A 20,787-nucleotide genomic window follows, 5' to 3' on the forward strand; every position below is an offset into this window, starting at 1 on the left:
TGAGTGGACAGGTGCGGGTGACCACCACCATGGTCAACGACGAGGGACAAATGATCCACATCCGAAATACTTCTGAGCCGGAGCCGATCCATGTGCAAATTTACAATGCCCTCGGACTTCCCCGGAGCCCCTTGAAAAGGGTCCTGAGCATTGATTGAAAATTTGTAGTGAAGAATGAAAAACCACATTCTAAGAATAACAACAACTTACGCAAACAAGTGACAAACTTGGGTTAGTGCCAGTGCGGTTCCTCCGAATAGCGCATGGTTTCCTCTCGCCTAAACGTGAGAGGAGCAGCCACGCGCAAGCGGAGGAAAACGACCGTGGATATCCGGGAACTGTTGCACCGAATTCAAAGGTGAACGGAAAGACGGTGGCCCCTTTACGGGCGACAATTGACAACAACCCTGCCTTCCCGGGGTTGTTGTGTATGTAGGCGATCACCGCATTCAGATGGTGCTGATCGCGAATGTATCGATCCCAATAGTCTCGCATCCAAAAACGCTTGCCAGGCACGCTGATCCCCAGCTCGGCGGCATGGGCCGGCGCCCACCGGCCGGTGTAGGATTTCCACGACTGCACAATCTTGGACAAGGGAGCCTGCTGTTCGATCAGCACATGCACCTGGTTGGGCATCACGCACCAGGCCAGCATCCAGCCAGGCTTCGATTCGCTGACGCCTCCACTTCTCTCGCTCGTTTTCGCCCTTGGTTGCCAGTTCTTGGCCCAACTGCCGCAATCTCTCCTGTGGCAATGAATCGGCCAGGCGAAAGGTGATGGATTGGAGCAAGGCCGGCGCATCCCAATGAAGCAGACAACCCCGGCTGTACCAGCCTTTGTAAGCGTGATTCTCTTTACCGGGCTGGAGCCCGGTGTTCCCAGGTTGCTGTTTCACGGTTTATGCTCCGGTTGATGAGAGCGCCTGGGAGACCCCAGCTATGGCTCGGCACCATCTTTTGGGCCGCGACTTGGAGGTCCCAGACTACCAGGATGTCTTTACCGGGCTGGAGCCCGGTGCTCCCAGCCCGGTGTTCCCAGGGGGCGGCGAACCAGGGCTCGACATCACTGGGAACGCCGAGCTCCGGCTCGGCAATACCTTCCGCGGCGAGCCGCAGGATCCCAGCCTACCAGGTTGGTGTTTCATGGCGCCACCTCCGGCTTCACCAGCCGCACCCGGCCGGTTGAGTAGTTGCTGCTGGGTTGCCCTTCCAATATACGTGGACACACGTAGGCTACGATCCAAAAACAAGGGAGGCATCCATCCATTCAGGGGCTCTACACGGGTGACCACCACCAAGATCAACGACAAGGGACAAAGGATCCACATCCGAAATACTTCTGATCCGGAGCCGATCCACGTGGAAATTTACAATGCCCTCGGACTTCCCCGCAGCCCCTTGAAAAGGGTCCTGAGCATCGCTTGAGAATTTGCAGTGAAGAATGAAAAACCACATTCTAAGAAGAACAAAACGTTACGCAAAACAGTGACAAACTTGGGGGAGGGCATCGGAACGCAGCACACATCGGCCAAGACGCATCCACCCACGCAGACAGGTGGCGCTCATCCCCTCCCGGTTGCCCACGTGGCCCCATGCGCCCTCATTCGCTTTCGGAATGATCCATGGGCCAGGTCCGATCCTCCGATTCTTCCACAAGATAACAGAACCGGTCCCATTCCACCTCTTTGTGGGTCACGGGACACCGCAGCCGCACCTTGCGTTCCGAAACCTCCACCACCTGCCAGTCCCCGTTTCGAGGCCCCCCCTCAATGGAGATCTTCTGGCCTGGCTTCAAGGGATAGGGACGAAATACAATGACGCCCGCCATGATCCAAACCTCCGCTGGGTATGGGGCGTTCCGCGCTTCCGGCTGGGAGCGTGTTCGAAAACGCCCAGGTTCCTCACTTCTTGTGTGGACGGAAGGTGGAGCCTACCAGGCGGGCCCGTGCCGCCGCCCTGGCGCTTGAGCAGCAGGGGCGGGTTCTGGTTCCGCCGCCACAAGGCTTTCTGAGAATTCAAAAAACACCACGGGACCGGTGGCATTTCAACAAGTTAGAAATCCGCCAAAAGGCTGAAAGGCCATTGTCGCACAGGGTCCTAGCCCTCAGCCCCTTGCTTTTGTGAGAGAATGTCTTTGATCGCCCCTTCGATCTTGCTCAAGGCTCCCAACCGTTCCTTGGCCTTTTCCAAATAGGGCAGCGCCTCCGGGTTCTTATGGCGTCCCAGGGCCTGGGCGGCCCAATTCACCACATAGGGGCTTTCATGTTCGGTGAGACGGGTCAGCAGATCGAAGCTCTCCTTCGTCTCCACGGCCCCCAGAACCATGATCAACCCCACCTTCAGTTCATCGAAGGCGGCGTTTTCCGAAAGGACTTGCGCAATCACCGAAACGGCCCTTTCGCCCATGGCTTCCAGGTGCTTGAGACACATCTGGGCAAAGTAGGGAAAGCGAAACATGGACAGTTCAGCCAGCAGGCGCGGCACCGCTTCATGGTCGTAGGAGGCCAGGAGATCCGGCACAAAAAGACTTGCCCACGAGAACGTGTAGCAGTGGGGCAGCAGGTAGGGGATCATGGCGGGCCCGGCCTCCCGGATTTGCCTCAACTGGAGTTCCATCGCCCGGCGTCGGACCTCCAGCCCTTCCGCATCCCGTTGGGGAAAACGCTTCACGTCGTTGGCCATCGTGAGTTTGGAGGCCAAGCGGGCCAGGTCGCCGTCGCCTGTTCGAGGGAATTCCTTTTCGTAGCTCCTGGCGCGTTGAGCGATCCAGAACTTCTCGAGCCAGGTGGCCGGGGAATAGAAGTGGACAAGCTCCTTGCGTTCCAATCCTTCGCGTTTGTGATAGCCGTTTTCCTGGAAGAAGTCCTTTTCCTCCACGGCCACCTGCCACCGGGTGCGCGCCCGGTAAAAGGCCGCGTCGTAGTCTCCGGCGGTCAGGCATGCGGTGACCACGATGTCGTGGAGGCGATCGTCTTCAGGGTAAGCTTCCAGCAGGCGTTCCGCATGGCGCCGGGCCTTTTCATGGGCTCCTTCCAGAAGGAGACTGAATCCCTTTTCCACGTCCTTTTGGAGTTTCTCCCGGCGCTTGGCCCGTTCTTCCATCTGCTGGAGTTCGTCCTTGGGCAGAGCTTTTCGAGCCTCTTCATGGTGGGGAAGACAGCACTTCTTATACTTCTTTCCGGACCCACACGGACACGGCTCGTTTCTTCCCACGCGTTTCACAATCAGATGGTCGGCCAGGGCCATCTGGCGCCGCGATGATTTGTAGTCTTCAATGAGCTTGTCCAGATCCTGATCGCGAAGGCCATAGCGGGAAAGAACCGCCTCGCGGCTCACGCCCTGCATGATATCGTAAACGGGTTGCCACGGGTTGGTGCTCACCGAAGAGCCGGGGGAGGTCTGCGAACCGGTCATGTGACGTCCTTTCTCTGTCGCTGGCAATAGTTGCCTAGGAATCCTATCTCAAAGCATCGGATCTCTACCACCTTTGAACCATGGTGTCAAAAGTCCACTGGCCCCGAAGGGTTGCGCAGGCGGGCCACAATGGCTTCCGCCATGTGTTCGGGCTCGAACCGGGAGCTGTCCAGTGTGAGGTGGGCCGTGTGGCGGTACAAAGGGCGCCGCCGTTCCAGGATGCGGGCGGTTTCTTCCACCACATCCAGTCCGCTGAGGGACGGGCGCTGAGCGGCGGTCTTGGAATCCAGGCGCAGGCGGTTCAGGATCACGGACAGTTGGCAATCGAGCCAGACTACGAGCCAGGAGGCGGAAAGGACCCTGCAGTTGGTTTCCCTTTCCACCACTCCGCCGCCCGTGGCCACCACCAAATGGGCGCTCTCGCTCAGTTCCCGCAAGAGATCCGATTCCGCGTCTCGAAACGCCTCCCAGCCATGGAGGGCCACATATCCCGAGATGGAGTCACCGAAGCGCTCCATCAGCACCTGGTCCATGTCCACGAAGCGCCAGCCCAGGCGGCGAGCCACCAGCGGCCCCACGGTGCTTTTGCCTGTGACGCGGTATCCGATGAGAGCGATTCTTTGGATTGCACTTCCTTCCAACACGAAAGCCTCCGAAACACAAAATCCGCGGACCGCAACGCCTCATGGGTGACGAGCACCCAACCCGCACGTCTGAGGCAGCCGGCGATCCATTGCTCATAAAGGCTTGGTCCTTTGAAAGGATGCAGGTTAAAAGGAAATCCTTTCGGGGGCAAGATGAGCCTTGGAACTTTGGCGCGGATGGGCCCACGGGCCGCCCGCTTTCCGGCCCGTGACCGCTTCCTGCATGGGTCAAAGACCACCAACTGCTTTCCTGGGAGGACGACAGGATGAAAAGGATTCTTGTACTGCATGGGATCAACCTGAACATGTTCGGAAAGAGAGACAGATCCCAGTACGGCACCATGACCTTGGAGGCCATCAATGAACGCATCGCTGCACTGGCCCAGGAACTGGGTGTGCACGTGGAATGCGTTCAGACCAATCACGAAGGGGAAATGGTCGAACGCATCCATCGCGCCCACGACGACGGTACAGACGCCGTGATCATCAACGCCGGTGCCTGGACCCACTACAACTATGCCATTCGGGATGCGCTGGAGATTTTGCAGATCCCCGTCATCGAAGTGCACATGTCCCACATCCAGTCTCGGGAACCCTTCCGGCACACGTCGGTGCTGGCCCCCGTGGTGACAGGACAGATCTCAGGGTTCGGCGTGGTCAGTTACCTGCTTGGACTCCGCGCCGCGCTGGAATGCCTGAACGCCCGTTGAATCTCCGCCCGCCGCCCTGTGTGATAAGCCCACTGGGCGCTTTCGATGGCCTTGGGCGATTGCCGTCGACACACCCCACAGCCCGCTTGTGACACCCCACTTCCCGCCGTGTCACCGGAGCGACTTTGGCATCGGAGAGGAACCGTCAACCCAGGTGGTACCCTTGCGGCGTTGCAGGCTTGAACGTAAAAGCCTCCCCGAAGAGCGGCCGGGTCAGGCTTGACCGCCTTAGGCAGATCCGGTAGGAGAATGCGGTCACGGCAGAAACTTCGGAAAGACACGACCCACGATGAAACGCATGTTTAGTCCCGATCGTCCTTGGATGCAGCCGGCAGCACCTTTGGCAGCGGGGTTGTTGCAACTCCTCCACGGTTCGTGTTCTTTTTCAGCCCTTGGGCTGGAACATCTCCACCAGGCCCTGGCCGGGCCCCATTCCTGTCTTTTCACCACATGGCATGCCATGTTTCCCGCTGTGGTTCACTTTTTCCGCCGTTTGGACGGGGTGCTCATGGTCAGCCGCTCCCAAGACGGCGAGTGGGCGTCTCGGATCGTTCACCGCCTGGGATACCGAACCGTACGGGGATCCAGTCACCGTGGAGGTTCCCAAGCCCTTCGAGCCATGCTTCGGCTGGCCCGGCGAGGACACCATGCCGGTCTCATTGCCGATGGGTCCAAGGGGCCGGCACGGGTGGCCCAACCGGGCATCGTCTGGCTGGCCCGCGCCACGCAACGGCCCCTGTTTCCAGTAGCCATGGCCGCACACCCATGCTGGCGTCTTTCCAGCTGGGACCGAACCATCATCGCCCGTCCCTTTTCCAAAGTCGTCATGGCCTTTGGAGAGCCCCTTTACGTTCCGCGCTCCGCCTCCCACGAGTCCTTGGAACTCTACCGGATTCAACTGGAGGACACCCTGAACTCCCTGGCGGAACAGGCGGATGTTGCCGCCCGGCGGGCCGGCGGTGTGCCCGTCTGCTCCCACGCCATACAGGCGGCTTGGCAGGTTCAGCCCCGACCCATGGACAAGAAATAAGAAAGGAGATGCATTCCGAGCCGGATTCTACCAGCGCATCCTGGTGGTCGGCGCCGAAGTGCATTCCAGCGCCCTGGATTTTTCCGACGCCGGTCGTGACGTGGCGGTTCTTTTCGCCGACGGGGCCGGAACCGTGGCCCTTTCGGCAAGTGAGGAACCCGACCGCGGTGTGCTCTATACCGAGCTCCACGCCGACGGTCGCTTTACCAAGGCGCTCCACTTGGATATCTGGGACATCTCCCAAAAGCCGTATATCACCCCGAACACCGTGACCACCCGGGCCATCTGGCCGCAAATGGACGGGAAGACGGTCTTCAAGCACGCCGTGACCCACCTGTACCGGTCCATCGTTCACACACTGGAGGCCAACAGCCTCCATCCGGAGGACATTAAATACGTGATTCCTCACCAGGCGAACATGCGCATCAACCAATTGGTGGCACAGAAATATGGATTTGCGGCGGAAAAGTCCCTCCAAAACATGCAGCGCCACGGCAATACCACGGCCGCCAGCATTCCGCTGCTCCTGGATGAGACCTACCGCCAGGGGCTTCTGGAAAAGGGGGATTTGCTGCTGATCTGCGCCTTCGGATCGGGCTTCACGTGGGGCACCGCCCTGCTCAGGTGGTGAACCGGAAAGGCTGGCCCCTCAGGGTGTTTTCCATTCCCTTTCCCGTTGCGGGGATCCGGCCCCAATGCGTTCATCTCCTGTCTTTTCGGGCAGGTGCCCAGGGGGGCGGACAGCTATCCGAGGCCGGCCCGCTCCCCGCGCCCAGGCCCAGGTAGTCTTTGAGACACGAGAGAAGCTCCGCCAGCCGCGCTCCGTCCACCTGGACTCCCACGGCGGCGATGACCGAATGACGCCGGTAGGGATCCACTTCGAACTGCCAGGGCCGCAGCGCCCCGTCCAGGCCCCGGGACACCGCAAAGGCTTCCAAGTCCTTGACCCGGTCCATGAGCGCTTCGTAGTCGTCCCGGCCGTAGACCACCCCATCGAATTCCCCGTAGGAACACCGTCCCAAGGCGATCACATACTTTTCCGAACGGTCCGCAGGATCGCCCTCTTGGCCCCTTGCAACCTTCATGATGCGCATCTCCGGAAAGGGCGCGAAGGCGGGATCCAGGTGGTAGAGGTCCACAAAGTCCCCTTCCGGGATCGCACTTTGAAGGTTCAGAGGACATCCATGTTTGCTCTGATCCAGAAAGGTGCGCAGATACCGGCACACCAATTGAAATTCCTCTTCCGGAATGGCCAAACCGATGCTCACGATCCGCGCATGCCCGCGGCCCAGTGGAGGTTCACCCTGGACGATGCGGACTCGGTCCCGCACCCGGAGATTCACCTGCTCCAGGTAGCTGAGAAAGTTTCGGGCCAGGACCTCCTTTTCCGAGTACTGGAGGAAACCCGGACCGATTTCGATCCTGTCCAGATCCTGATCGTATTCGAAATTGCTGGCAAAGATGAGATAGTAGTAGTGCGGAACGCGCATCAAATGGAAACCTTCGGCCTCGAAGTCTTTGAGCACGCTCATGGTTCGGTTCTTGATAAAGATATCGCGGATCACATCGTTCTCACTCTCACCCCGCTCCCGCGCCTTCTCCACCATGATTTCGTGAATCCAGTGGGTGCGCCAGGTGGTGCACAGCATGAGGGCCCGAAGGATCTTGAGCACTTCCCGCCCCAGTTGGGACCCGTGGTAGACCAGGGGAGGTCCCAGATCGAACTCATCCAGCGCCACATCCTTCAGCGCCAGGGTCCTCGCCCGATCCCTTTCGGGGATGTACAGCAGATAGGTGCCGAAGGCGTGCATCAGTTCCTTTTCTGATACGCTTTTGTCCCCCGCCTTCAGCCGCGACTCCAGCCGCTGGTAGTGGGCCAGCTCCAGTTCCATCTGATAGTGGATATCCAAAAGCGTCTCATAGTCCAATTCGCCATAGCCCGCCCGTTGGAACTGGTCCCTGAGATATTCCCAATCCACGTAGAGTTTTTTGCGCGCCTTGCGATCCTCCAGGAAATCCTCCGCCTCGCTGATCCCCACAATCCCACGATCTCCGTCCACGAAGACCCGCCGCCCCATGTACGGCGCCAGGGAGCATTCGGGGTTCAGCTGGATTTGATCTTCGTCGATGAACACCAGGGGCCGGCCCTCCACATCCACCACATTGATGAGGTAGGGCTTGCTATAGGCGACGGCTGAGACGGCCTCGTGGCCCGTCACGTTCCCGTCGCAGCGGATGATACCTCGCACATTGGGATGATTGACCGCCAGATCCGTCTCACCGTAGGGGCGCTTGCGCAACATGATCACCGGCTCTCCCCGGCGCGCCCACTCCAGCGCCTCCTCCGTTCCAAACACCAGGCGTCCCCAATCGGCCGTGTCGGTGATGGGCTCGCCCGCGGCCAGCACCTGGTAGTCCGTGAATCCCTCTTTCAGTGCCTTTTCCGGCTGCTCCAGGGCATTGTTGATGATGAGCGAAGCCAGCTGAATGTTGGTCTTGCCCTCGTCCACCAGGTCCCACATGGCCCGGGCCGTGGCGGCGAAGGTCATGCGCAACGGACGCCGCTGCAGGACATAGAGCTTTCGAGCCTCCACGGTAAATTCGATGTCCAAGGGTCGCTTGGCGCGCGTCTCAAACCGGTCGCGCACCGTGAGCAGCAGATCGTAGATATCGGGAAATCGCTGCTGAAGGTCGCTGGAGCGCAAAAGCTGCTTTCGGAGCTTGCCCGAGACGATCTTGTCGCATTGCACCTTGGGAGCCCATTCGATCACGGGATGAGGGGATCCCGTGCGCGGGTTCCGGGTAAAGAGCACGCCGCCCAGGCAGTTCTTGGAATCCCGGTTGCCAAAGACCATGGCTTGCACAATGACGGCGGTTCCCATGTGGTCGGAAACCTTGGGCTGGCGGCTGACACGGGCTTCCACGGCGGTCTCGCCCATCCAAGAATCGAAAACGCTCTCGATGGCAAGACGAAGCTGTCGCATGGGATCCGATTCGTAGCCGGTACCACGTCGGGGATGCTCCACCTGAAGAAGCACTTTCTTGTAGGCATCGATCAGTGCCAACAGCTCATGGGCGGGAACGGAGCCTTCGTCTCCCACGTGGAAACGTTGGAGGATCTGAAAGAAATGGGCATAGGGAATATTCAAGACCACTTCCCCGTACATGCGGATCGCTTCCAGGTAGGTGCTGAGCAGAAAGGCCTCGTCTTCCCCGGCCTCCACCAAAGACGTGATGGTTTCGTCATTGAGGCCCACGTTCAGGATGGTGCTGATGGCTCCCGGAAGGGAGACGGGAGCGCCGCCACGGACCGCCACGATCAGCGGCATGGACCCGCTCACATCCCCAAACCGGCGACCCACGCGCCCTTCCAGTTCCGAAAGCTCCATGGTGACTTGCGCCCATAGATCCTGCGGAAGGCGATCTCCGTTTTGTCTATAAAGCCTCCAGGCGTCGGTGGTGAGCAGGAAGCCGTCCGGAACGGATATGAGATGGTGCTTACCGGGAAAATCGGAGCGCAGGTTCTGGAAGTCTTCCACCAGCTTGGCCCCCTTTGCCCCCAGTTTGTCCACCTGGGCCGGGTCGGCCTTTTCGAAGGCCACGGTCAAAAGCTTCTGGGACATTGCCGTCTCCCAAACCATCCCTTGGCCGGGCTTTGCGCGAGACCCCTCGGCCATTCTTTGGTCTTCGACTCCCGGGACCTTTTCCCGTGATCGTTTGAGCATAACCCCTTTCCGAGCCCCTTCCAAACCCATTGGATCTTCGGCCGATGCCCAAAGCCAAGCTTCGGTTGGCAGCTGAAGCCGCCACGAAAGAGCCAAACCGGCTGTTTTCCCAGGGGCTCCCCGGCGGTTGCCTCTCGGCCGTGGGAATGCTACATGATACCTTTTGGGCGAGATCGTCACAGGATGCACAGACCGTTTTCTCTGTGGCGGGCGTTTCTTGCTCATATTCGGCCCGACCAATGGATTCATGCTGTTCATGGCGAACGCCACCTGCTTTTCATACTGAGGGAGGAACATGATGCATTCGCAGGCACCCGACAGGAACCTGGGGCTCGATTTGGTGCGGGTCACCGAGGCCGCTGCGCTGGCCTCGGCCCGGTGGCTCGGCCGCGGCGACCGCAATGCGGGAGACAAGGCCGCCGTGGATGCCATGCGCCTGAGCTTTACCACCGTGGACATCGACGGTGTTGTGGTGATTGGAGAAGGGGAAAAGGACAAGGCCCCCATGCTCTACAATGGAGAGGTCATCGGCACAGGCCGGGGGCCCAGCATGGATGTGGCAGTGGATCCAGTGGAAGGCACGCGGCTGCTGGCCTACGGAAGACCCAACGCCATCTCCGTGGTGGCCATGGCGCCCCGAGGCGCCATGTACAACCCCGGACCGGCCTTTTACATGAAAAAATTGGCGGTTTCCAAAGAGGCCACAAACGCCGTGGACCTGGACGCCCCCACCGGCGACAACCTGGAAAAGATCGCCCGCGCTCTGGGTAAGGACGTGGATGACCTGGTGGTTTTCGTCCTGGACAAGCCCCGCCATCAAGGGCTCATCCGAGAAATCCGCGAAGTCGGAGCCCGAATCCAGCTGCACACCGACGGCGACGTGGCCGGAGCCCTCATGGCCGTGCTGCCCGACACCAGTGTGGATGTCATGATGGGAACCGGTGGCACGCCCGAGGGAGTGCTGGCCGCGGCGGCCATCAAGGTGGTGGGGGGAGAAATGCTGGGACGGCTGGACCCCCAGTCCTCTGATGAACGCAACGCGCTTCGGGCCGCAGGCTACGATCTACGGCGCGTGCTCACAGTGGACGACCTGGTGGCCGGCGATGATGTCTTCTTTGTGGCCACCGGGATCAGCGGCGGCGACTTCCTGGCGGGCGTTCACTTCACGGGCACCGGAGCCGTCACCCATTCGCTGGTCATGCGCGGAAAGACGGGGACCGTTCGAAAGGTCGAAGCACACCATTCCTTCGATCGCCTCATGCAGATCAGCGCCATCGACTACGACTGAAAAAATGCGGAAAGCGAAATCATCATCCCCGGCTTTGGTAGCGCCGTGCCATTGCCAATGCGGTTGAATGTTGTATCATGGCCACCATGGCTTCCTTGAAAGGAGGGAAACCGGGCATCCGAACCTTGGTCTTTGCAGATCAAGTCGTTGCACGAGATCCGTTTCCTTCCTTGGTACGGCACGGCCTCGAGACCGCTTCAGCCATCAGCGAGGAGGTGGGGCGTAGGTCGTCACAGCATCCTCACCCCCCTCCCCATTTTCTGCGCGGGCCTTGGGCAAGGAGATGGTAAACGCCACGTGGCGATCTTCCCGCTCGAAGCTCAGCAGCCCCCCCATGGTGCGGATCAGCCGGTAGCACAACGGCAGCCCGATACTCCGGCCCCCTTCGTCGAAGGGGAGAAAGAGAGCGTCCTGATCGTCGGGAAGGGCGTATTTGCAAGGATTGCGGAAGCGAACCAGCAGGTGTTGATCGCTCTCATAGGCCTTGACCTGAAGCTCGTCGCCCTTGTTCATGGCCTGGAGTGCGTTTCGAACCAGGTTGATGAAGACCTGCATGAGCAGGTCCGGATCCACGCAGAGTCGCGGAAGGTTGGGCTCCACGATCAAGGTGCAGCACATCCCTCTGCGTTCGAACTCCAACGACAGCAATTCCTTGCAGCGGTTCAGAATCTCCTCCAGGCTGTGTTCCCCCAGGGAGACTTCCACCGGAGATAGGTAATTGCGCACCCGGTCCAGGATCTTTTCCAGACGGCGGCATTCGTCCAAAATGATTCGGGCCTCTTCGGAATCGGGGTGGTTTTTTCTCAGCCGGCGTGCAAAACCTCCCAAGGCCACCAGGGGATTGCGGATTTCGTGGGCGACTTCGGCGGCCACGGCCCCCAGGGTCTTCAACTTTTCCTTTTGGACCAAGGCCTTTTCCAAAAGCACACGATCCGTGATGTCCACCGCAATGCCTTCCAGGTGCGGCACGCCTTGGCGCGGGCCGGGATGCCATGAAGAAGGAAAAGATTTGATCAGGCAATGGATCAGGTGTCCCTCTCGGTGGATGAGGCGGGATTCCACGAAGGCCGCGGCCGGCTGGCCGGCGAAGCCGAGCTGGAAGTGGGCATTCAGTCGCTCCCGATCGTCTTCGTGGATCCTTTCCAGAAACCATCCCGGGCGTCCGCAGACTTCTTTGGGGGCGTAGCCCAGCATGGTTCTGCAGGCCTCGTTGACGAAGTCGAGGCCCAAGTCCTTTCTGAGCGTGAAGATCATCAGCGGAATGTTTTGAACCAGATCGTAGTAGCGCTGCTCCGCCCGGCGGATCCGCTCGCGAAACGCCCGCCTTTCCTGGTGTCGATTGATGCAGATGAGCACGTCTTCCAGGCTGAACGGCTTGCGGATGAAATCCGCCACGCCCACCTTGATGGCTTGTACGGCGTTTTCCACCGTGCCGTATCCGGTCATGATCACCACGTCCCGGCGGGGTTCATGCTCCTTGAGGACCTGGGCCAGCTCCAGCCCGCTCATCTCCGGCAGTCCGATATCCACAAAAGCCAGCAGAAAGTCCTCCCGAACGGATAACTCCACCGCCTCGCGGGGAGTCTCGGCTGTCAGCGGCTCCATGCCCTCGGACACCAAGATCTCACGAAATAGATCCAGCACAAAGGGATCGTCGTCCACTACCAGGACTTTTGGGGCTCGAGATGGCAGCGTTTTCGACACCGTTGGCCTCCCTTCTTGGCATCTTTTCTTTTTTTGTCGCATTGAACACCAAAAGAAAAGAGGCCGAAGCGATTTTTGCCCGCCGCTTGTAAGAAAAACTGGGCCTGGGAGCCTGTCCCACAATGGCCTTTCAGGCTTTTCGGGAGATTTCTAACGGGTTGCCATTCCACTGTGCCCTGTGGGTCTTTTGGAACCTTGTCGGGGCGGGTTGGGACCCCCTACGAGGCTGAAACACCAGGCCGGCACCACGGAGACGCCTGGCAGTCCCAACCATCCGTCCGCACCAGACGGGAGGAGCCTGGGAAGTCTTGGGCAAGTTTCTAGGGCGATTGGCGCCGGTTGGTCAGGTAGACTCCGGTGAGAACCAGGATCGCTCCGGCAAGTAATGAGGGCGAAAGTGTCTCGTGCAAGAAGATGAAAGAAAGGCTCACGGCACTCACGGGCACCAGATTGATGAACACCCCGGCACGTGACGGGCCGAGGGCTCGTATTCCCTCATAGTACCACTGAAACCCCAGCGCGGTGCCGAAAAAGCCCAGGTAAAAGAGACAGGCCCAGGCCCCCCACGAATAGTTGGAAAGATCCTTCCAGACGTTTTCAAGGTGGGCGGGGATGCTCAGAAAAAGAGTACCCAAAAGACACGAATAGGTGACGGCACACAGGGGATCCAGTCGGGCCATGGCTCGCTTGCCGGCGATGGAATAGGTCACCCAACTGGCCACGCATCCAAAGATGAGCAGGTCTCCCCTGCTCACGCCTCCTTGAGCGAGCGCTTTCCAATCACCCCGACTGATGATGACGAATGCCCCGAGCACCGAGATGGCAACGCCCAAGAGCCGGAAAGCCCCGAGCCTTTCCTTGAGCAGGAGGGCGGAAAAGAGCGCGATCATGGCCGGATTGCAGGCGATGATGAGGGAGGCGCGGCCTGCAGGTACCCATTTCAGTCCCGAAAAGAAAAAGGCGTTGTAGGCAAAAACCCCGGAAAAGCCCAGGAGCGCCAGCACGGGCCAGTCGCCGGTAGCAGGTCGCGGCAGGCGGCCCGCCGAACGCTTCAGAAAGAGAGTAAGAAAAAGGGTGGCGCAGACGAAGCGCAGGAACGCCGCGGTGAAGGGGGGCACCTCCTGGGCGGCCAGGCGTCCGGCCACGAAGGTTCCGCCCCAAAAGAGAGCCGTGAGGGCGAGTTTGGCGTAAATCAGCATGCGCGTTCGGACCGTTCTTCCAGGAGAGCCTTCAGACCCTCTTCCGCTTCCGAGCCGTCCCCATCGAATCGAACCCCCACCAGGTGGGACGGACCGTCCCCGTTGCCCTCGGAGATGCGGGCCCAGACCACCCGCCCATTGATGGAAACGGACCGGTCTTCAGCTCCTTGAAGGGTCACACGCACCGGCTGTTCCGGTTCCAGGGGTTCGCGAACCTGCACGAGCACTCCGGCCATGCTGAGATTTTTGGTCTTTCCTTGAATGCGGCGGTCACCGGCCTCCACGGTCGCCGTAAGCCTTGTCGCCGTTCGCTCCGACCAACGCCTTTCCCCCACCTCCAAGACCCGCTGCAACGTCTCTCCAAGCTTGGTCAAGGTGTAGGGTTTGGGGACCACACCGAGAAAACCGAAATCCGCATATCGGTCCATGATGTTGTTTTGCACGTATCCGCTGGAGACGATGGCCCGCACCTGTGGATCGATGGCGCGGATTTGTTCCAGTGTTTCCTTGGCCCCCTGACCGCCGCGCACCGTCAGATCCAGGATCACGGCGCGAAAGGCCCGACCCTCTTGCAAGGCCTCTTGGTACAGTTGGACCGCTTCCGCCCCGTCCCGAGCCATGCTCGGCTCATAGCCCAGGTGGTGGAGCATTTCCTGGACGATCTGAAGAACCGACTCGTCGTCGTCCATTACCAGGATACGTCCCTTTCCCTTCTGGAGAGGCCTTTGACTTTCCCGGACCTGAGAGAGGCGCTTGTGGCTCGCCGGCAGATACAAGTCGAAGACCGTTCCTTTTCCCTCTTCCGATTCCACGGTGACGTGGCCGCCGTGACGACGCATGATGGAATAGACCATGGCCAGGCCCAGGCCCGTTCCTTTTTCCGTGCCGCGATCTTTGGTGGTGAAATAGGGATCGAAGATGCGATCCAGATATTCGGCCTTGATCCCCACACCTTGGTCCTGCACCCGGATGAGCACGTAGCGGCCTTCCGGCACCGCCACCTGGTCCTCGGAACCGACCACCACGTTGCGCGCCTCGACCCGCACGGTGCCGCCGCCGGGCATGGCCTGGCGGGCGTTGAGCAACAGATTGCTCAAGACCTGGTTCATCTGGCCCACGTCCACATCCACGGGCCAGAGATCCTCGGCGATCTCCAGATCCAGTCTCACCTTGGACCCGGACAGAACGAAATCTCCGCTTTCCTTGATGATCTCCGCCATGGACGCGGTTCTCTTGTCCAGCCGCCCGCCTTTGGCGACGGCCAAGAGCTGTTCCGTGAGATCCTTGGCGCGGTGCACGGCCTTTTCCGCCTCGCTGATCCGGTGCTCCACCTTCTCCGGCTGGCCAACGAGCATCTTGGCCAGATTCAAGTTACCCAGGATGCCCATCATGATGTTGTTGAAATCATGGGCGATGCCGCCAGCCAGGATGCGCACCGAGTCCAGCTTCCTGGCTCGCATGACCTCTGCTTCCATCTTCTTCTGGTAGGTCAGGTCCCGGACGGCGAAGATCGCCCCTTTGATCTGGCCGTCCTGGCCACGGATGGGTGATCCGACCACCCCCACGGGTTTTCTTGTCCCCTCCCGCGTTCTTAGCTCCAGCCCATCGGAGATCTCCCAGGGGCGCCCTGTGGTCATGACCTGCTCCAAGGGATCCTCCACCGGCTCTTGGGCCTGCGTCAAAAAGAGCCGCACGTGGGCGCCAAAGTCTCCACCCAGGGCCTCCTTTTCCTCCCAACCCGTCAGTCGGACCGCCGCCTGATTGAAAAGGGTGATCTTGCCCGCCCGATCGGTGGCAATGACCGCATCGCCGATGCTTTCCAGCGTGGTCGCCAGTCGGTCCTTCTCGTCCTGGTACCTTTTCCGGGCGACTCGCAGATTCTGCATGGCCCAGCCCGCCTCAGCGAGGGCGCGCGTCAGCCGATCCTCCGTCTCCCGGGCATGCTCCGCCAATCGCGCCCGGCTCACCGCCGAGGCCAGCAGGGTGCCCAGCCGTTTATAGACTTGCAGTTCACGGGCAGGTTCCGGGTTGTCGTGGAGCAACGCCTCTTCCAAGACCACCACTTCACCGGCCACCACCCCGTCCACCAGGATGGGAACCGCCACGTAAGGATTGTGAAACTGGATGAGGCGGTCCAGCGATGCGCCGTTGACCCCGAAGGAATATCGCCTGGAAAACGAGGCCAGCAGACGGCGCAGCCCTTCAGGGAGTTGTCTCACCCAGTGCTTGCTTTCCCCATTGTCGGCACTCAAGGTGAAAAGTTCCTGGGCGCCTTGATCGTTCCACCACACCCCTTGCAACTCCCTACTTTCCTGGCGCATGACCAGCAAGAGCCCCTGGGGTGATATCAACACCTGTGGAAGCCGGCGGGCCGACTCCATCAGTACCGATCCCACGTCGCCTTGGTCCTCCAAGGACAGGCGCAGTTCTTCCAGGGCTTCCTTTTCCCTTTCAGCATGGCTGGGAGTGGGACTTGCCAGATGGGTGGACGCCATGTTGGCCAGATGCTGGTTCGCTCGCTGAAGGGCACTGAAATAAAAGGAAAGCTCGTCCTGTTGGAGATCGAGCAGGCTGGTCCGGGCCGCGTAGCGCTTGCCCACCTCCGCTTTGGCCCCTTCGTAGTCTCCGCTGTCCAGGCCCAGGTCCTTCAGAAGATCGGGATCGGGCGGGCCCATCTGCTCCAGACAGGTTCCATCGGCCATGAGGTCATGGGCCAGATGGTCGGCCAGGTTCACCAAGAGACTGAGGGAGGGAACGGCGGGGTCGGAAACATCCATCAGGCGCACCACGTCGGCACTGTGATGGTGCCACCAAATGGGGTAGAGCAGGATATCGGGCAGCTCCCACTTTTCCGCCAGCCATTTGCCCGCCGTGGCATGATCCACGCCCAGCTCCTGGGGCTCCAAGCGTACGGGAGCCACATTCCGCTCTTGGCTCAGCCCTTCCACCTGCTCATATCGGCCGGCATCCCATTCCATCAGGACCAGTTTGCCCACATCATGGAGCAGTCCCACCACGAACGCCTCGCTCACCCGTTCCAATCCGGCCTTTTCGGCCAAGATTTCGCAGCAGACGGCGCACGCCAGGGAATGTTCCCAGAGCCGTTGCTGGTCTTTGCGGGCCCGACGGCGAAGTTCCTTGATGAGGGATTCGGAGACGGTCACGCTCAAAAGCGCGCATTTGAGCTGCTCCACGCCCAACATGGTCACGGCCCGTTTGATGTCGGCCACCTTGCGACGCAGTCCATAGAAGCTGCTGTTCACGATCCGAAGCACCTTCATGGCCAGCGCCTGGTCGCTTTCCAAAAGGGCGATCACCCGTCCCATATCCGGTCGGGACCGGGTGAGGGCATTGAGAATGTTGCTTGCCACGGCCGGTATGGAGGGCAGGGTTTCCAACGTCCGCATCACCTGCTTGAAGTCGTCCGCGCGCATCCTTTCGCCGTTTCCCTTCGAACCGGGTTCTCTTTCCATGGCAAAGGCTATCCTTGTGGTGTGAGTCCTTCAGGGGTCCCCAAGGGACCACGAACGATAACGTGTCCTTGCCTCTTCCTTAAGACGAATGCCCTACCAAATTCAACAACTTATTTGTTGGTCCCGGAAAGACTCCTCTTGCAGGATCCTTCTCATCTCCTTTTTCGGCCGTTTGGGCCCTTTTCTTAACTAAAAAGTGATACGCTTCCTGGGTTCTAAGAACCCACCCGGGCGGTGAGGTCTGCACCCCTTCCCGCTTTTCAGGGCCGGACGGCATGGTAAGATGCCCCATGGCTCTGGATCGGCATGTAAATTGCCCCAACAGAAGGAATCCATTTTCACAGGGAGGCGCACGTCATGACACCCACCAGCAGGTTCCAGGCCTGGCTTTCTCCGAGTCTCATTGTGGGCTCGTCCGTCCTGCTGGCGGCCATTCTCCTGGTGGTGGCCTTCAAAAACATCCAGCGGGAGCGGGCCTTCATGGAGCAGACCCTCTTGTCCCAGGCGCGGATCCTGGTGCGTTCCCTGGAAGCGGGAACGAGAACGGGCATGATGGGCCATATGCGCTGGGGCCGAGGCCAGTTGCAGGTCCTCATGGAACAGATGGTCCAACAGCCGCACGTCTTTTTCCTCCGCCTGCAGACGCCATCGGGGGCGGTGAAGGCCTCCGCCGGGCCCGAGCTGAACCTTCCGGATCTCCCGGTCCCCGCGGCATCCGGTGCAACGGAAGTGACGCGTCTTGTTCGCCTGGACGGGGCCCACGTCTTCGTCTACGCTCGACCCTATGCACCGTGGACCCGCCCCGGCAGGGAGCCTTGTCCCATGGACGGCTGCGCCACCCCCATCCCAGAGACTCAAGGGAGGCGGGGGCCGGTCGGTTTAGGCCGATCCGGCTTGGGCACGGATCGGGACGCCTGGGTGGTGGTGGGCTTGGACGCCGGGCCGTATCAGAGTGCCCTTCGTCAGGATCTGCGCCAGAATGCTCTCATCTTGGCCGTGCTCTTCATCGTCGGGGCCGCCGGCCTGGTCTCCCTCTTTTGGGCCCACCACTACCGCCTGGCGCGCCGGTCCCTCAAGGACATGGAAATCCTCACGGAAACTATCCTCAGCCGCATGCCGGTGGGCCTGGTGGTCCTGGATCAAGACGGCACGGCCCAGCGGATCAACGACTCCGCCCGCCAACTCCTGGGACAAGAACGACTCTCCGGTTCCCTGAAAGACGCACCCGACCTGGGTCCTCTGGTCACCAGCGCGCTCCGGGACAAGGTCCACATGGAAGAGGAATTGCGCCTTGGAGACCGGGATTCCCCGGAGCGCTACGTGTTCGCCAGTGTGTCGCCCCTGGACAGAGCCGGGACCTCCCCGGCCCTTTATCTGCTGCTTCTTTCGGACACCACCCGCCTCCGCAGGCTGGAAAAGAAGCTGCACCGCAGCGAACACCTGGCGTCCCTGGGCCGCCTGGCCGCCGGCGTGGCGCACGAGATCCGAAATCCATTGAGCTCCATCAAGGGCTTTGCCACCATCCTGGCGGGAAAGGCGGCCGGAGATCCATCTGCCCAAAAGATATCTACGGCGTTTCAACACGAGGTGGATCGGCTCAATCGCGTGGTCACCGAGCTGCTGGAATTCGCCCGGCCGCCCGATTTACAATGGAAGCGGACCTCCGTGGGCCAACTGCTGGAACACACCGTCCGGCTGGTGGAAAAGGACGCCGAAGACGCGGGAGTCTCCATCCAGATCCACATCGATCCCCCGGATCTGGAAATGGAGGCGGACGGCGACCGCCTGGCCCAAGTGTTGCTCAACCTCTACCTCAACGCCATCCAGGCCATGGAAGGCGGAGGCACCCTCAGGATTTCTGTCTGCCGTGAGGGGGAGTCGGCGGTGGTCTCCATCCAGGATACGGGCCCGGGCATCCCAAAGGATGTATTGGGGCGCATCTTCGACCCCTACTTCACCACCAAGCCCCGAGGCGTGGGGCTGGGATTGGCCATCGTCCACCGGGTGGTGGAGGCCCATCAGGGGGAGGTGACCGTGCACAGTGAACCGGGATCCGGCACCCGGTTCGTCCTTCGCCTGCCCCTGCGACCCACCGACTCAGCCGATTCCCTTGAGCCGGCCAACGAATCGGCCATAAGATCGGTTGCCGGTTTGGAGCATAAGACGCACCGACGCACAGGAGAGACACCGTGAGCCTACCCCGCCCACCGCAAATTCTCATCGTGGACGACGACGACGCGCACCGCCTCATGCTCTCCACCCTCCTGAAGGACTGGGGCTTTGGGGTGAAGGAAGCCGGGGATGGACACCGCGCCGTTCAAATCATCCGGGAAGGGCCGCTGGACCTGGTTCTCATGGACGTCCGCATGCCGGAAATGGACGGCATCGAAGCCACACGGCGCATCCGCCGATACAACCCGGCGGTCCCCATCATCATGTTGACCGCCTACTCGTCCGTCCCGTCCGCCGTGGAGGCACTCAAGGCGGGAGCCTATGATTACCTGACCAAGCCCATCGACTTTGACGCCCTGCGCCTGGCCATGGACCGAGCGCTGGATCACACCCGTCTTCGCACGGAGAACCAGGAGCTGAAAGAGCAACTGAGCCGGTTGCAGCTTCCCGCCATTGTGGGAAAGAGCCAGGCCATGACCTCGCTCGTGGAAATGCTCGCCCTGGTGGCTCCCAGTGAAGCCACCGTGTTGATCACAGGCGAGAGCGGCACGGGCAAAGGCCTGGTGGCTCGCGCCATCCACGCCAACAGCCCCCGAAAGGACGGGCCTCTGGTGGAAGTCAACTGTGCCGCCATCCCCGAAAATCTCCTGGAATCGGAGTTGTTCGGCCACGAAAAAGGCGCCTTCACCGGCGCCGACAGGTCCCGACGCGGCCGGTTCGCCCAGGCACAAGGCGGCACCCTCTTTCTCGATGAGGTGGGCGAACTGTCCATCTTCATGCAGGCCAAGCTCCTTGGGGTGCTCCAGGACGGCGTGATTCAGCGCGTGGGAAGCGACCAGACCCACAACGTGGACGTGCGCGTGGTGGCCGCCACCAACCGGGATCTGGCTCACATGGTCCGGGAGGGAACGTTCCGCGAAGATCTCTACTACCGGCTCAATGTGGTGGCTCTGGAGGTCCCTCCTCTTCGGGATCGCCGCGACGACATTCCGCTCCTGTGCCAGCACTTCCTGTCCCTTTACGGGCAAAAGAACAACCGGCGCGTCAAAGGCCTCACTCCCCAAGTGATGGACATCTTCATGCGCTACGACTGGCCGGGAAACGTCCGGGAGTTGGAAAACGTGCTGGAACGCGCCGTGATCTTGATGCGCGGCGAATACGTCACCGAAAGGGAGCTTCCCTTGCATTTGCAAAAGCTTTCCAGGGACCTCACGGAACCGGTCGCAGCTGCGTCCGCCTCCCCGGATATGGACAGCTCCCTCACCTTGGCTCAGATGGAAAAACGCATGATTCTTCGGGTCTTGGAAGAAACCGGGGGAAACAAGAGCGAAGCGGCGAGGAGGCTCGGCATCACCCGCCGCACCCTCAAACTGAAACTCAAAAAGTATGCGGAAGAAGAATCCGCTGAGAACTGACACGAAAGGAGCGT

15 protein-coding genes are annotated in these 20,787 nt (G+C 60.6%); 7 read left to right on the forward strand and 8 right to left on the reverse strand.

Annotated elements, in window-relative coordinates; genetic code table 11:
- Window positions 1–189: 189 nt before the first annotated feature.
- Window positions 190–801 carry a transposase gene (locus B9A12_RS17870; protein WP_342752491.1) on the reverse strand — a complete coding sequence of 204 codons (612 nt, stop codon included), beginning with the start codon at window positions 799–801 and terminating at the stop codon, window positions 190–192.
- A 482-nt stretch (window positions 802–1,283) separates the two neighbouring features.
- Here B9A12_RS17870 and B9A12_RS17020 point away from each other — a divergent pair, with 482 nt between their 5' ends.
- A complete protein-coding gene (locus B9A12_RS17020; RefSeq protein WP_170920566.1) occupies window positions 1,284–1,424 on the forward strand; it encodes a hypothetical protein in 141 nt (46 codons plus the stop codon).
- 175 nt (window positions 1,425–1,599) lie between these two features.
- Here the strand turns inward: B9A12_RS17020 and B9A12_RS11820 are convergent, their stop codons facing one another.
- The 3 genes from B9A12_RS11820 to B9A12_RS11830 all read right to left on the reverse strand — a co-directional run bounded on the left by B9A12_RS11820 (window position 1,600) and on the right by B9A12_RS11830 (window position 4,057).
- Complete coding sequence (locus tag B9A12_RS11820) at window positions 1,600–1,827, reverse strand: hypothetical protein (RefSeq protein WP_084058108.1); 228 nt, start codon at window positions 1,825–1,827, stop codon at window positions 1,600–1,602.
- Window positions 1,828–2,096: 269 nt separating this feature from the next.
- On the reverse strand, window positions 2,097–3,413 hold the full coding sequence (locus tag B9A12_RS11825) for a HEAT repeat domain-containing protein (protein ID WP_084058109.1): 1,317 nt from the start codon (window positions 3,411–3,413) through the stop codon (window positions 2,097–2,099).
- 86 nt (window positions 3,414–3,499) lie between these two features.
- Window positions 3,500–4,057, reverse strand: a complete 558-nt coding sequence (locus B9A12_RS11830) for a shikimate kinase (RefSeq protein ID WP_084058110.1) — start codon at window positions 4,055–4,057, stop codon at window positions 3,500–3,502.
- 266 nt (window positions 4,058–4,323) lie between these two features.
- Here B9A12_RS11830 and aroQ point away from each other — a divergent pair, with 266 nt between their 5' ends.
- The 3 genes from aroQ to B9A12_RS11845 all read left to right on the forward strand — a co-directional run bounded on the left by aroQ (window position 4,324) and on the right by B9A12_RS11845 (window position 6,428).
- Window positions 4,324–4,767, forward strand: a complete 444-nt coding sequence (gene aroQ / locus B9A12_RS11835) for a type II 3-dehydroquinate dehydratase (RefSeq protein ID WP_084058111.1) — start codon at window positions 4,324–4,326, stop codon at window positions 4,765–4,767.
- A gap of 298 nt (window positions 4,768–5,065) precedes the next feature.
- Window positions 5,066–5,797: a lysophospholipid acyltransferase family protein gene (locus B9A12_RS11840; protein ID WP_170920567.1), complete on the forward strand. Its 732-nt coding sequence runs from the start codon at window positions 5,066–5,068 to the stop codon at window positions 5,795–5,797.
- A complete protein-coding gene (locus B9A12_RS11845) occupies window positions 5,703–6,428 on the forward strand; it encodes a 3-oxoacyl-[acyl-carrier-protein] synthase III C-terminal domain-containing protein (protein WP_084058113.1) in 726 nt (241 codons plus the stop codon). The genes B9A12_RS11840 and B9A12_RS11845 overlap by 95 nt, the downstream gene beginning before the upstream one ends.
- Window positions 6,429–6,498: 70 nt before the next feature.
- On the opposite strand, the gene B9A12_RS11850 is transcribed toward B9A12_RS11845, so the two are convergent.
- On the reverse strand, window positions 6,499–9,420 hold the full coding sequence (locus B9A12_RS11850) for a PEP/pyruvate-binding domain-containing protein (RefSeq protein ID WP_170920568.1): 2,922 nt from the start codon (window positions 9,418–9,420) through the stop codon (window positions 6,499–6,501).
- Between the two features lie 400 nt (window positions 9,421–9,820).
- Here B9A12_RS11850 and glpX point away from each other — a divergent pair, with 400 nt between their 5' ends.
- Window positions 9,821–10,810, forward strand: coding sequence for a class II fructose-bisphosphatase (glpX, locus tag B9A12_RS11855; RefSeq protein WP_084058115.1), 990 nt, complete (start codon window positions 9,821–9,823; stop codon window positions 10,808–10,810).
- 204 nt (window positions 10,811–11,014) lie between these two features.
- Here glpX and B9A12_RS11860 read toward each other — a convergent pair whose 3' ends face one another.
- The 3 genes from B9A12_RS11860 to B9A12_RS11870 form a co-directional block, all read right to left on the reverse strand.
- The gene (locus B9A12_RS11860) at window positions 11,015–12,514 is read right to left on the reverse strand and encodes a hybrid sensor histidine kinase/response regulator (RefSeq protein WP_170920569.1); all 1,500 of its coding nucleotides are present in this window, start codon (window positions 12,512–12,514) and stop codon (window positions 11,015–11,017) included.
- Window positions 12,515–12,834: 320 nt separating this feature from the next.
- Entirely contained in the window at window positions 12,835–13,713 is an 879-nt protein-coding gene (locus tag B9A12_RS11865) for a DMT family transporter (RefSeq protein ID WP_084058117.1), read from the reverse strand.
- On the reverse strand, window positions 13,707–17,186 hold the full coding sequence (locus B9A12_RS11870) for an HDOD domain-containing protein (protein WP_084058118.1): 3,480 nt from the start codon (window positions 17,184–17,186) through the stop codon (window positions 13,707–13,709). The genes B9A12_RS11865 and B9A12_RS11870 overlap by 7 nt, the downstream gene beginning before the upstream one ends.
- A gap of 357 nt (window positions 17,187–17,543) precedes the next feature.
- Between B9A12_RS11870 and B9A12_RS11875 the strand changes: the two genes are divergently transcribed.
- Both B9A12_RS11875 and B9A12_RS11880 read left to right on the forward strand, forming a co-directional pair.
- Window positions 17,544–19,379: a two-component system sensor histidine kinase NtrB gene (locus tag B9A12_RS11875; protein WP_084058119.1), complete on the forward strand. Its 1,836-nt coding sequence runs from the start codon at window positions 17,544–17,546 to the stop codon at window positions 19,377–19,379.
- Complete coding sequence (locus B9A12_RS11880; protein ID WP_084058120.1) at window positions 19,376–20,773, forward strand: sigma-54-dependent transcriptional regulator; 1,398 nt, start codon at window positions 19,376–19,378, stop codon at window positions 20,771–20,773. Before B9A12_RS11875 ends, B9A12_RS11880 begins: the two co-directional genes overlap by 4 nt.
- Window positions 20,774–20,787: the final 14 nt, after the last annotated feature.

The organism is Desulfacinum hydrothermale DSM 13146, from assembly GCF_900176285.1.
Classification (GTDB): domain Bacteria; phylum Desulfobacterota; class Syntrophobacteria; order Syntrophobacterales; family DSM-9756; genus Desulfacinum; species Desulfacinum hydrothermale.

Excerpts from the sequence above, each read along its gene's own strand:
- B9A12_RS11850 (WP_170920568.1), bottom strand. The coding sequence starts at position 9,420 with ATGTCCCAGAAGCTTTTGACCGTGGCCTTCGAAAAGGCCGACCCGGCC.
- B9A12_RS11825 (WP_084058109.1), bottom strand. The coding sequence starts at position 3,413 with ATGACCGGTTCGCAGACCTCCCCCGGCTCTTCGGTGAGCACCAACCCG.
- aroQ (WP_084058111.1), top strand. The coding sequence starts at position 4,324 with ATGAAAAGGATTCTTGTACTGCATGGGATCAACCTGAACATGTTCGGA.
- B9A12_RS11865 (WP_084058117.1), bottom strand. The coding sequence starts at position 13,713 with ATGCTGATTTACGCCAAACTCGCCCTCACGGCTCTCTTTTGGGGCGGA.
- B9A12_RS11845 (WP_084058113.1), top strand. The coding sequence starts at position 5,703 with ATGTTGCCGCCCGGCGGGCCGGCGGTGTGCCCGTCTGCTCCCACGCCA.
- B9A12_RS11875 (WP_084058119.1), top strand. The coding sequence starts at position 17,544 with ATGACACCCACCAGCAGGTTCCAGGCCTGGCTTTCTCCGAGTCTCATT.
- B9A12_RS11820 (WP_084058108.1), bottom strand. The coding sequence starts at position 1,827 with ATGGCGGGCGTCATTGTATTTCGTCCCTATCCCTTGAAGCCAGGCCAG.
- glpX (WP_084058115.1), top strand. The coding sequence starts at position 9,821 with ATGCATTCGCAGGCACCCGACAGGAACCTGGGGCTCGATTTGGTGCGG.
- B9A12_RS17870 (WP_342752491.1), bottom strand. The coding sequence starts at position 801 with ATGCGCCGGCCTTGCTCCAATCCATCACCTTTCGCCTGGCCGATTCAT.
- B9A12_RS11870 (WP_084058118.1), bottom strand. The coding sequence starts at position 17,186 with ATGGAAAGAGAACCCGGTTCGAAGGGAAACGGCGAAAGGATGCGCGCG.
- B9A12_RS11840 (WP_170920567.1), top strand. The coding sequence starts at position 5,066 with ATGTTTAGTCCCGATCGTCCTTGGATGCAGCCGGCAGCACCTTTGGCA.